At 56.3% G+C, this 12,077-nt stretch carries 9 protein-coding genes and 2 pseudogenes; 4 read left to right on the forward strand and 7 right to left on the reverse strand.

Features of this window, described 5'->3' with window-relative positions:
• Window positions 1-1,140 precede the first annotated feature (1,140 nt).
• From B3361_RS11160 to B3361_RS11190, 7 genes and pseudogenes are all read right to left on the reverse strand, one after another.
• Window positions 1,141-1,404: a hypothetical protein gene (locus tag B3361_RS11160; RefSeq protein ID WP_414708864.1), complete on the reverse strand. Its 264-nt coding sequence runs from the start codon at window positions 1,402-1,404 to the stop codon at window positions 1,141-1,143.
• Window positions 1,405-1,545: 141 nt separating this feature from the next.
• Entirely contained in the window at window positions 1,546-1,716 is a 171-nt protein-coding gene (locus B3361_RS11165) for a hypothetical protein (RefSeq protein WP_286920216.1), read from the reverse strand.
• Between the two features lie 12 nt (window positions 1,717-1,728).
• Window positions 1,729-2,223 carry a JAB domain-containing protein gene (locus B3361_RS11170; RefSeq protein WP_286920217.1) on the reverse strand — a complete coding sequence of 165 codons (495 nt, stop codon included), beginning with the start codon at window positions 2,221-2,223 and terminating at the stop codon, window positions 1,729-1,731.
• A 7-nt stretch (window positions 2,224-2,230) separates the two neighbouring features.
• Window positions 2,231-3,145 (reverse strand): annotated as a pseudogene (locus tag B3361_RS11175) (hydrolase or metal-binding protein).
• 81 nt (window positions 3,146-3,226) lie between these two features.
• Window positions 3,227-4,179, reverse strand: a pseudogene (locus B3361_RS11180) (YqaJ viral recombinase family protein).
• Between the two features lie 122 nt (window positions 4,180-4,301).
• Complete coding sequence (locus B3361_RS11185; RefSeq protein ID WP_286920218.1) at window positions 4,302-5,270, reverse strand: DUF932 domain-containing protein; 969 nt, start codon at window positions 5,268-5,270, stop codon at window positions 4,302-4,304.
• Window positions 5,271-5,345: 75 nt separating this feature from the next.
• A complete protein-coding gene (locus tag B3361_RS11190; RefSeq protein WP_286920219.1) occupies window positions 5,346-5,675 on the reverse strand; it encodes a hypothetical protein in 330 nt (109 codons plus the stop codon).
• Window positions 5,676-6,455: 780 nt separating this feature from the next.
• Between B3361_RS11190 and B3361_RS11195 the strand changes: the two genes are divergently transcribed.
• The 4 genes from B3361_RS11195 to B3361_RS11210 are packed head-to-tail and all read left to right on the forward strand — an operon-like array spanning window position 6,456 to window position 11,983.
• A complete protein-coding gene (locus B3361_RS11195; RefSeq protein ID WP_286920220.1) occupies window positions 6,456-7,853 on the forward strand; it encodes a hypothetical protein in 1,398 nt (465 codons plus the stop codon).
• A 12-nt stretch (window positions 7,854-7,865) separates the two neighbouring features.
• Window positions 7,866-8,366, forward strand: coding sequence for a hypothetical protein (locus tag B3361_RS11200; protein WP_286920221.1), 501 nt, complete (start codon window positions 7,866-7,868; stop codon window positions 8,364-8,366).
• 14 nt (window positions 8,367-8,380) lie between these two features.
• Window positions 8,381-8,875 (forward strand): hypothetical protein, encoded by a 495-nt coding sequence (locus B3361_RS11205; RefSeq protein WP_058152405.1) that lies wholly within the window; start codon window positions 8,381-8,383, stop codon window positions 8,873-8,875.
• Between the two features lie 3 nt (window positions 8,876-8,878).
• A complete protein-coding gene (locus tag B3361_RS11210; protein WP_286920222.1) occupies window positions 8,879-11,983 on the forward strand; it encodes a DEAD/DEAH box helicase in 3,105 nt (1,034 codons plus the stop codon).
• Window positions 11,984-12,077 lie beyond the last annotated feature (94 nt).

Raw genomic sequence — 12,077 nt, forward strand, 5'->3', positions numbered from 1 at the left:
AATTTTCAATCAGCGCCGACAGTCGAAAGCTTTTTTGAGCCACATTTGACGCAGTGGAAACGTCTCATGGCCTGAGAAGTGAACAGACGCGACCCGACTGATTTTTGAGGAGGTATTTTTCATGGTTCGCAGCTTACCCTGAACTGGTGAATAGCTCCAGTTGCACGTTCATGGTTGATGGTACTGTATCAATATACAGCCATGAGCGCACTGCGGCGATAGCGTAGGCACGTATCCTCTGTTGGTGCAGATCGTCTGAGAGAACCCGTTTCGATTGGCCCGCTACGAATTTCACATCGATTTGGACCCCTACCTTGCACAACCGGGCACAGATTTAACGGTCATCCGGACACTTTTTCAGGCAGGCAGCTGCTTAGGGCTATCACTGCCATCGGTCTCTTTTTCGAGGCGAAGAAGTCGTTGTGAGATGGGTGGAGTCCGATGTGCAAACCGCACCTTGATCGATGTGATGATCCAGAACCCTCGCAATCGGAGTGTAGGCACCTGTCACGCTATTAGCGTAAGGCTCGGTCACATTCACCGAAGTCCGCATCTGACCAGCCCTGTCAGTGGAACGCTGTCCCCTGCACCCTTTGAGGACAAAAAAGAGGGAGATCTGGGCTTTCTCTATTGGTAGTACGGCTGTCGATGCAAGTGGGTGAGATAGCCGCGGTGGTCTAGTGGTGTGGATCAGTCTAGTGGAGTTCCGAATCGTTACTGCAGCAGGTAACCTAGGGCTGATCCTTGCTATCGAAGCAAAGGATAGTCCTGCAGTCCCCGCCCACTTACCCTGCTCGGTGGCGGGTTCCTTCCGATTGTTGATATGGCAGTCATCGTCAGTGCGGGGGTTACACCATGCGGAGGTGGCCTCCGGCCATTCCGCTTGGGTAGCCACAGCGCCCTTAGCTACCTGGATGTGAGTTCCATTCGGATCGGCCGAATACTGCTTAAAGCCTCCGATATAGAGCATGCGGAACAGATCTTTGAGCGTGTTTTCAGGGGGGGCTGCTGTTTCGCAGAAGCCCTGCAGCAGATTGCCAGCTCGGGCGTAGCTGAGGCTATCTTGTCCTTTGGCCGGCCCGCTGTCCAAGCGATAAGCAACGGGCTTGCCGTCGTTGCTCTTGTCGATCTAGTACAAAATCAATAGGCGATACCGAGTGTTGCCACGGTCAGCGTTGCTGGTGCAGACATGACGCTGTATGCGGCGCCCAGTGTTTCGCCTTGCACCATCGCGCTTTGCACGTCGCTCTTGACCCCGCACTTCATCCCCAACTTTTCAATTTTGGTTTCAACCAGCTTGATACCGGGCATGAAGTTGCCCCCGAGGCCTATGATCTCGAAGGACGCCCGGCTGCGCACGAGGCTGTCGATCCGCGCTTCGTTCAGTCCAGTAATGACGTTCATGCTGTTCGGTGCTCCCTGCTAGGGCACATTGTCTGTTCATCTTCATGCTTCCTGGGGAGGGTTAGAGCAACCAGGGTTTACCTGGTTGCTTACGGGGGACGGTCACTGCAAGGAGGTGGGCGGCTTTGTCGGTGCTGCCTCTCACGTCCGGAACGGTTTCAGCAGTCGGCAGAGGATCCAGCACGCCAGTACCACGGCGATCAGCAGTGGCGGAAAGCGCGCCAGCAGAATCACCAACAGCAGGAGCGCCAGACAGCCGGCGAGAATGCCAACGAACATAAACGCGGCAGCCAAGATCCGTAGTAGCGTCATCTTCTTTTCTCCTCACAGGTGACCCTGTTCTGCCAGCGATAGGCAGCCTTCGCGACCGACGATGATGTGGTCCAGCGTCCGCCCCCCAATCAAGTTCAGTGCCTCCTTCAGCTTGTGGGTTAGGTTGTGGTCCGCCTGGCTGGGTTCGGAGTCCCCGGAGGGGGTGTGCACCAGGACCATGGCGGCAGAGTTGTGCTCCAAAGCTGCCTTGACGACCTCGCGTGGATAGACGCTGGCACCGTCGAGCGTGCCTCGGAACATTTCCTGGAAGGCAATGACTCGATGGCGGCTATCAAGGTGGAGGAGGGCAAAGACTTCATGCTCGTAATCGCTCAGCAGCACCTGCAGGTGGTTGAACACCGCCTTCGGTGAGGTCAGTGCTGGTCCCCGACGCAGACGCAGGTTCGCCAACTGCCGGGCCATCAGCAGGATGTCGGTTTCGGTGACCGGCGACTCCACCAGGTAGGTGCCGGTCGAGTCACTGGCTTTCAGTTTGTGCAGGCGCATGGTCGGCTCATTGGTGGTGATCAGTCGGTGGGGTATGGCGCTGGGCTTGCGCCTCCAGCTTCTCGGCCAGGCTGTTTTTCACGGATCGCTGGGGAGTGTTGGCGATAGGGGCTTGGCTTTCTTCGACGGGGTAGAACTCCTCGACGATGGTGCCGGCGTCTTCCGCGCTGTCCTCGAACGCACCATTGGCGAAGCCACGCTGCGCCGCCTCATCCAGAGCGGCTTGATCGAAGCCTGCTGCTTGCCGCTGCGCATCGAGCTCATTGGCGGCCTGTAGCGCCTCGGCCATGTCCATACCGCCACGTACTGTCAGGTCGACGTAGAAGATCGGCGTGGCGTGGCTCTGGCGAGTGGACTTGCCACGCAGGCGCAGTTCCAGCGGCAGGCACGCCAGACGGTTGCCAGAGATGGCCTGGAAGTAATGCAGCCGGGCGGCGAGGGTGCGGATGCTGTTGAAGCCGGTGGTGCGAAACACAAAGCTACCGAGCGGATCCTCATCGCCAATGACCACGTTCAGCCGTCCGTAGGGCCTGCAGGCATTACCCTTGGCCAATGGGCAGGCATCCGGCGAAGGGCAGGGCAGCGACTGCATACCGTCTTGGGTGATGCGCTTGCAGGTCTCACCGTTGCCCACGCACAGCGGTCGTCCGGACTGCCGATCAAACAGGGTGTAGTCGGCACGAAAGTTCAGCTCCGGCTCGTTGAACGGCAGGCGCACCGGGATGCTGCGCAGCTTGTCGTCCTTATCCTGACGCAGCCCGTCGTTGAGCGGGTGCAGCAGCCAGCCGTCCTTGCCTTGTACCTAGGAGGTGATGGTGAACTGGTCATCCTTCTCCGGCAGGCGCTTGCCGTTCTTCTCGATGACCTTGCCGATGGAAATCCGCCCGAGCACTGGGGGCGTCAGGGTTAAGCCTTTCAGCATGGTGGTTCTCCTAGAAATGAAAAAGGCCAGCCACGCAGCGCGAACTGCATGGACTGGCTAAGGGAGTGAGGGAAGTGAAAATCAGCCGACCAAGAAGCGCCGCGCACCGGGCTTCAGCAGTGGGTACCTGGCCTGCAGGTAGGGCTTGTCCTGGAGCAACTGAGCGACATCGAGGCCAACACTGTCCTTGGCTTTGCGCCAACTGACTTAGCCGCTGGTGAACTCCGCCCGGCTGGCATCGCCCATGGCCTGCTGCAGCATCTGCTTGAGCTCGGCCTCGCGCTTTTCATTGTCGGCAATCGACTGGCGGACGGCCTTGAGCTCGATGTAGGTCGCTGTCAGCCCAGCATGACTGCTGAAGTCGACGACCTGGCCGTTGTCCTCCGGATAAAGGCAGCGCAGGGCGGATTCAGCAGAGGCGGTACCATCGGCTGGCGGTGGCGTATCGGTCTCCACGTACTGCCAGAACGTGCGCTCCAGTTCGATCAGGCGCGCGATGAGTTGTTCCTCCTTCTCTATTCGATGGACCTCCAGCGTCTGGCCGCCGAGCAGCACCGCGACATCTGCCACCTGCTTGCCGGTGACGGCGAGCTGGTGCATCACTTGAAGCTGAACATACTCTGGCACGCCCTCTTTCCAGAGGCGTGCCCCGTTTATGCCGGCGGTCTTACATTCGAGGATCTGCACATCGTCGGCACCGATCACCTCGCGGTCGATATCGCGAGCATCCAGGGCAACTCCGGATCCGGATGCTGCAGCACGGCGTTGATGCGGCGGACCCTGTGCTTGGTGCGTTTTCTGTAGTGCCAAGCCACGATGGGCTCCAGGACATTGCCCCAGTACATCGGGTTTTCCTCATCGTGAGGATCAACCTTCGGTAGCCCAGCATCGCGACCGGTTTTCTCCAGCCACAGTTCTAGCTGCGACTTGTAGGGATTCAGCCCCACGGCGGCGGCATCAGAACTGCCGATACCTTGCTTGCGGATCTGCAGCCAGTCCTCGCGCGGCAGCTCCTTGGTGTTGACCAGGCGCAGGGCAGGGCGTTACTTGCGGGTGCTGCAGTCCAATGGCGTTGTTTTCTTGTTATTCATCTGCAGACATAAAAACGCCCGACCAGCATAAGCTGACCGGGCGCGAGGAGTGAGGTAAGTGAGGGTTAAGCGACGAGCTGCAATGCGGCATCCAGGGCACGTTGCTTAATCTGCGCGCCCTGGCCGAACCAGGCTGAGTCCATGCGGTACTCGTTGCTACGCGCGCGGCGTTCGTGGTCGACAAACTCGGTCACGGCATTGAGCAAGCCCCAGGCGGTGCCGCGTGCCGAATCCAGCTGGCTACCGCGACCCTGGCCTTCGTACAGTTCCTGGACCTTGCGCAGGGCACGCTCGTTGGGCAGTTGCTCCGGCAGAGCGCCGGTCGGGCTGGTCTCGCACAGCACGTTCATAAAGAAGCCCAGCGCCTCATGCCACTGCACTTTGCGCTCGGCCAGCGCGCGCATGCGGTACATGAAGTCGTCCCATTGCGAGGCGGCGATACCGAGCTGCTTCTTTACCGCCTTGGGGTCGAAGCGGGTGTTGTGCGGCACCTTGATCGCTCGGCTGGTGCCGTTTAGGGCGATGGTCAGGGTGTTGTTGCAGACCACCCGCACGGTAGTTGGCGTGGCGGTGGTGGCCAGGGTGCCGTCGCAGGAGGTCGCCAGCAGCAGATAGCCATTCACCTGGTCGTTGCCCTTGAGCGCCGCGCCTTGCCCCGTCCGCGCCAGCGCCCAGAACTTGCGCCCGCCCTTGAGTACGCCGGCCGTTTCCAATTCGTAGCCGGAGACCTCTGTGAGGTCACGATAAAATTCGAGTACCTCTCGGGGCTGCACCGTGTGGTAGCGCTGAGAGACCACCGACAGCGGCGCTTTGCTGTCGGAGCGGTAGAGCACCTTTTGCTCGGGGAAGGAGTGGATCGCGCCCAGGTGGCCGACGGCATCCGATTTGAAATGCACGGGGCTTTCCTGAATCTGCCAGTCCATACCAGCTTCGCGTTGCCAGACTTCGATAGGTTGCTTCTGAGTGAGCTGATTGCCCAGGCCATGCCACGGGGTAGCGCCAGCGTAGGTCATGGTTTCGATGAGATGTGCCATGTGAGTGATTCCTTTGAGTGCAGGCCGGCATAAAGCGCTGTGACCGGACGAATAAATGGAAGGAGAGAGGGCCAATCAGGCCGGCAGGTTGAAGCGATGACCACAGAGCAGGCAGAGGTTATGGGCCAGGACGTGGCGGTCGAGTGATTCACCGAGCTGAGCTCCGAGTGCACAGCCACCGACACCGCCGGCCAGACCGCTGAGGATGGCACCCGATACGGAGCCGAGGGTAATGCCGACCGGTCCGGCGATAGCGCCGATGGCTGCGCCGGTCTGGCCACCAGCTAGAGCCGCGCTGACGCCACGCGAAACACCGCCCACGGTGCCGATGGTCGCGCCGACTTTCATGGCGTGATGGAAGGAAGCGACTTTTGGGGGGTGACATTTGGAGCACTGCAATGACATGGGACGAACCTCCTGGGTGGTGATGTCATTGCGGTAATGTGTGATTGAGATTTTCTCGAATCGAATGGCCGCTTTTCAGCAGCGAAACCAATGGCATAACGGGCAACAGTCGGCCAAAACTGGACGTCTGATCTAGGGGGCCTTGGCCGATAGCTGCCTGTCACGAAGAGCTGCAAACAACCAATACGGGTGACTATTCCGAGCACTTGCTTCTTCTTGTGGCTAGGTAGGTACTGCATTTTTTGAGGCTGCGAGGTGGCGACGCTGCTGGCGGGCGCGCCACTTCCTTACGTTTATTTCATTGCGGCTCATAGCGAGTACTCGGCCTAGCCACCCTCTTGCCGTTCGGCACCTGAGGTATTACCTTCCAATGGGGTTGGGCGTGGCATAAATCCTCCATCGTAAGGACTTTAGCGAATTCGCGGATTCTGCAGGGAGGAGGGGGATAAGATTATCGTCGTGCCAAGCCATTGGTGCTCCATGTAGTGTGCGACTGTCTTTACGTTTTACTGCAACCCACTAGGCACAACCCAATCTTGGCCGGTGGTATTGCCATGGGCCCCAAAAAGCCTGAGTGCAAAACACTCATGGGCAGTCCTAAATATGATGTTAACGGCGCTATTAAACAGCCTATCAATGGATGGAGATGCTGGATTGCTTGATTTTCTTTCACGCCTGCTGAGCGTGCTTGAGCCTTCTCCTTCAGAACGTAATTCTCGGTCGGAGCGCTCGAGTCGGACGGCTACGTCCTCTCGTCCAGCGAGAGAAACGAGTGCGCCGATGGGTCGAGAAAATTGCGGAAGGATTGTCGCAGGCAGCGTGGTAAAAATTTTGCCAAAATCTGTGCTCGTAAAGTATCAGGACACATCTGTCTTGATTCCTCAGCATGAATTGTTGAGCATAAACGCCAAGGTCGAAAACCCAGTAAGCCTATTTAGCGTGGGCGACCACCTGGAGTTCGTATTAACCAGCCTTGATGAAAAGGGTTGGAAGGGGAGTGTCCATGCGCTAGCTGAGGCTCGGCTACGCAATGCTTTGAGCAATCTGCAACCAGGCACTATCGTGAAGGCGCAGGTAGAGCGTTTTGATGATCGAGGCGCCTGGCTGATGGCCGGGCAACTGCGCCTCTGGGTACCATTGGCCGAGATCAGTTGGAGCTGGATTGATCATCCTTCTGAAGCTCTGAATATCGCTCAAGAGCACAACGTGCAGATCAGCAATCTTCTGCTTGAGGAGAATTGGCTCACTGACAAACGTGCCCGCAAGGGGCGTGTTACCGCAAGCATCAAGGCTTGCTCGCTGCGACCAGAGTCACCGTGCATCACGTTGTATTTTAAAGCGATGGAATTTCAGGTGCGCACATTTGCCCGGGTGCCCCGACGTTGTGATGCCGTAGGGCTTTTTGTCCTTGAAGCACTGGGTCAACAATTGAACGTCAATGAAATTGCCGAGCTGACTGGCTTGCCGTTGATTTCAGTCCAAGACATCGTTGAGTTGCTTGTCGAGGAAGACCTGGTAGAGGGACAAATCATCAGTCGCTCGGGCGAACGATTGTTGGCAGGCGTGGCCACCTCAAAACTGCTCAATGACGCTGGCGTCGGTGGATTGTTTGCAAGCGCAGCACCTGCTGATCAGCAAATTCACCCAAATCATGCAGTGGCTCTAACATACCCTCGCCATCTTCCAGCGCCCGTATTCAGCCATAAACAGCAGAAGCGCTTCATGCGTTTAAGGGGCAGCGAACTGCCGGATAATTTGCTGATGCGCGCTCAAATCAGCGAGGCGCAAGGCGAGCAACTGACTGCCATGCTCCGAAATCCCCACGTTCGCGTGTTCTTGTCTCAAACCCCAAACTGGAGAGCCCTGGAACTTGATGTGCCGTTGCATTGGGTGCTTGCAGGCCTGTGGAAAAACTTTCAACCAGTTGGAAAACCACCGTTCAGGCCTGCGCCCAGAGAGAAAGGGTGCGACGCGTTGCTCATGGTTCGTTATCTGGAAGCAGGGCAACCACTCTTCTGGGAGCCCGCAACCCGCACCGTATGGGCGCCACGGGATGGTCGCATCAAAGCCCAAGAGGCTGACGTGTGTGAGGAGGACTTCACTCAACACATGTCTCCTGACATCGCCCAGCGTGTGGCAAAGGCAGGCACTGGTACATGGTGTTGGGTACAGCTTTGAAATGGAAAAATTATGAGCACTCAGATACCAAGGCATGCGTTCTACTTTACAAAGACCTTCATCTCCGCCGCCAGCCGACATGGCATTAAAGAGGGCCTGAAAAAAGCCTCGGCCGGTGCCAATCCGGTTTTGATGAGCATCGAAGCAGCATCCGCAGTATTGGGAGCTATCGACTCTTACTTGAAATTGCGCCAAGCCCGTGCGCACCGAGACGGTCTAAAAGCTTTGATTCCCCAAGAAGAAAAGCGTCTCGAGCTTGAGCGTTCAGCGCTGGCCCAAGACATTGACCTGGCTCGAAAAGAAATGGAACAAGCAGCAAAGGTTCGCCAGGTGGTGGGACGGATGACGCTTCAATGCGTGCAACTGACACGTCATTGTTTGGATGAGTTGTCGTTGATAAGGAGCAGCGATTTGCCAGATGCTCGGTCATTTGACTCGGCGTTTGAGCGTTTGATGGAAGCAGACCAAGGGCTGCGTCGCAGTGTGGAATATTTCAATACCAGTGTTAATTGAACGGAGTCTTAGCCATGTCCAATGAGCGATTCAAACTGCCGGCCAGCCTCGCCAAACCCAGCGCGGTCAGCAAGTCGAGCGATGCCCTTGACCTTGCCAAGGAAAAAACATTGCAGGAGCAAATCAAGCGTGAAACCGCGTTTAGTGGAGATCGCGCCCAAGTGCTGACTGAAGGCATTGGGCTGCTTCGCGACCTGGTTGGTGTGCTGCAATCAGCTGTCGAATTGAAAAAAACGTCTACTGAGTGGAAGCAACGCGTCAAGTTAGCTGAAAAAGAAGTGCAGAAAGCTCAGGCAGACCTCGAAAAAGTCAAAGCACAAACGGCGCCTGAGCTCCAGAGATTGAACCAGGTCGACAGTGTCCTCACGCCGGTTCTGAAAGCCTTCGAGAAACTCGAAGCGGTCATGGATCCTTCGTTGATCGACGACGACCATCAACGGCAGATTCGGGCAAGCATTGAGGTCATGGTCGGTCGTATGGTCGACTTGGTCCAGCCAGGGAAACGCTAATTAATGTTCATGCTATTGCTGGCGGGCATCACCTTAACCTCCACAGCCATAAGTTGGTGGAATGGGAAGCGCTTGGACGACGTTAACACCGAGATTGAAGCGTTGGAGGCTGGACTGGCCGCCATTCACGCGATGCATGAATGCAAAAGTGCTGCCCTTATTCGTCCGTACCTGATTCAACTCGTGAAGATGTTTGAAAGTGAGCTGGCGATGCGCGTGGAAATCGCCAGCGAGCTGGAGCGGGCACACGCTCGTGCAAGGTACATATTGAGAAATCAGTTCGGCGCTCGTGAGTCCGCCAATTTTCGTCGGATGATGCTTGAAATCGAGCTTGCCCGCGGCCGCATCACTGCTGAGCGCGCCTATCTCCAATCCACAGCACAATACATTCGTACCTTGTATGGCGAGGTGCCGGCGCAGTTGCCGACCGTTGCCTGGCTCGAAATGCCGGCGGATTATCCCTGTGAGGGCGCAGTGGTTTCGCTGCCACAGGGTTTACCTGGACGCCTTCAAAATTACATCATCGAGTCTGAAGTCTTTGATGGCCGAGGGGTCTTTTACGCAGTTGACCATGAGAAACGCTTCGCCCGCATTGGCAGCGACAAGGTGAAACTCTTGGACGCGGCGACAGCAAGCGGTGGCGAGACGCTGACAGGCACCGTCGTGCGCCTGGATAATAATGAAGCCCAACTGCAGATGGATGATGTCATCCTGCGTTTGCCACTTGGCAGACAGGAAGGGCAATGGATAAAACCCGGCATGGAGCTGCAGGTATTCGCTGACGGTTGGACACTCACTGACGTACTCGGCGACTCGCAGTCCCAAAATTTGCTTGTGAGATTGCACCCCCGCATATCAGGGCTCGAGGAGTACTGGTGGCCGGTCGCGCTTGGCGTTAAAGATGATCAGATAGCGCTGATCCAAAACATGTGGGGCTATTTTCAGACACCGGCAATCCAGGACAGGCCTTGGCATATTTATGAGAACGATGACGGCCGTCTCGTCTTTCAGCTGGGACGCTATGCCTTGGTCACCGAAACCGATGCTCAACAGCGATGTTTTCGATTGCTGCATGTGCTAGAGGATAGTGAGTCGCCTGAAGACGTTTTACGCAGCTACGTCGCCCTTTCTCCTATTTTGATAGGGAGTGAGGATGACGAATTGACCAAACGCAATCGCTTCCAGTCTTTCGTATGTGCCTTGAATGAAGAGCGGCTTGGCCAGCGAAACGCTGCCCGTCAGCGAGAAGTCGCCTTGCATTTACGCAAGCTGTCATTGGTGTACCGTGAGCAGCAACTTTACTTGGAGCAGAGCGCAAGCTGTGGTTTTCTTCCCGGCCAGGTCGAGGAGAATGGACGCAAAGTGACAGGCCTGCTGAGCTCGCAAGGCATTCCTAACTGGTTGAAAACTGCACTGAGTGAGCAAGGCGCACCTCGTTTGCGGGCCGTCGGACAAAATCGAGTATGGTCTTTGCAATCGTTCAAGCTTCTAGATCCCCAGCTTGGTATTTGCGAATTTACGCTGGCCACGCATAAACGGATGAATAAAGCTGAGATCAACCCCTTCGATTTGTTTAGGCTTGAACTAGTCAGGGAAGGCAGTCAAAAGGAAACGCTCTCCAAAGCACTTGAAAAGGCGATTTCCGGCGATTTTGTAGCGCCTTCGGTGCACAGTGCGATCTTTACACTTGACCCTGAGCCCGTCGAGACGTCGAATCTGGGACAGGAAGCAGTACTCCAAATCTTGGCGTCAAAAGAGCCCGTACTGGCAGTCTGGGGACCCCCGGGGGCTGGGAAGACCACCACCTTGGTGCAGTGGCTCAAAACCCTGTTTCCAGAACAAGCACCACATCTCTGGCCACGCATACTGATCACCGGCCCTACTCACGTAGCGGTAACTAAACTGATTGAAGATCTACTCAAGGCCGCAGAGTACTTAAGGCCTGTCACCGTTCGCTACGGTAAGGAGGACAAGATCAGTGAAGCGCTTGAAGCCAACTGGCATCAAATCAAAATCGATGCACTGAGCGCAGGAGATGCGCAAATCAATCCCCAGCTGCACGATACTTGGTTGTCCCTCCTGAAGTCTCGCAAGGGGCGCGAAGCGGCAAGTCGCTGGACGTTCCGCGACAAGTTGATTCACGGTGCCACCTGCACAGGGATGGCGCGTACTGACTTTGCTTTGATTAAGGAACCTTTCGATTGGGTGATCGTGGATGAAGCAGGCAAAGCCTTTGCTGCCGAGCTAATGATTCCGGCTGCCATTGCTCGGCGGATAGTCCTTGTTGGGGATCACAACCAGCTGCCACCCACGGTGACTACCGATGTGTTGGATGAGCGCATTGGCTATACATTGCCTCTGGCGGAGGTGGAAACCCTACTGCGCAAAAATTTCTTCCAGGAATTGTATGAAGGGTTGGAACCACAGGCCAAGGGAATGCTGACCGTACAGTACCGAATGCATGAAGATATCGGTGACTTGGTCAGCGCGCTATTTTATGAAGACCAACTGCGATCGCACCGCAAGGGTGGTACCTGGGCGCTGACGGCTGCCCGCGCATTATTTGTAGACTTTTCCAAGATGCAGAACTATCGGCACAAGAAGGCAGGTACAGGAGATTCTCCTTCATCGCTGGTTAACTCCACCGAACGCGCTGCGCTCTACCAACTGCTGAATGCGCTGCACAAAAAGGTGAGAGCGACAAAAACTCCCTTGAAGCTATTGATTGTGTGCCCTTACAAAGGGCAGCTGGAAATCGTCACCCAAGATACGGAAGGCAAGCAATACGCATTCGAATTGTCTGTTGCGACTGTTGATGCCGTACAGGGCGGAGAAGCCGACATGGTGATTCTGCTGATGACCCGCGCAAGCGGAGACACTCAGTTTCTTCTGGATCGCCATCGCCTGAATGTGGCGCTATCAAGGGCTCGTGATTCAGTCATTATCCTAGGTCATCTGGATTGCCTGGCAGGCGATGGCCAAGGCCCAGTTGCGGAGCTGGTCGCGGTGGGGCGAGCAAAGAAAAGCTTGAAAGTCATTTCACTGCCCGCTGAGGCAAAATTTCACAAAGACCTAGTGCCGGCGGTATTTCCGAGCGCAACGGCTTAGGCGACTTATTTCATTTCCAAGAGATCTCACACCGCTTCAGCAACAGCAAAGGCTCCAGTCAATTCGTTCGACCTTGTGGGACGTGCGAAAGGGT

Source organism: Pseudomonas sp. UBA6699, from assembly GCF_002454615.1.
Lineage (GTDB): Bacteria > Pseudomonadota > Gammaproteobacteria > Pseudomonadales > Pseudomonadaceae > Aquipseudomonas > Aquipseudomonas juntendi.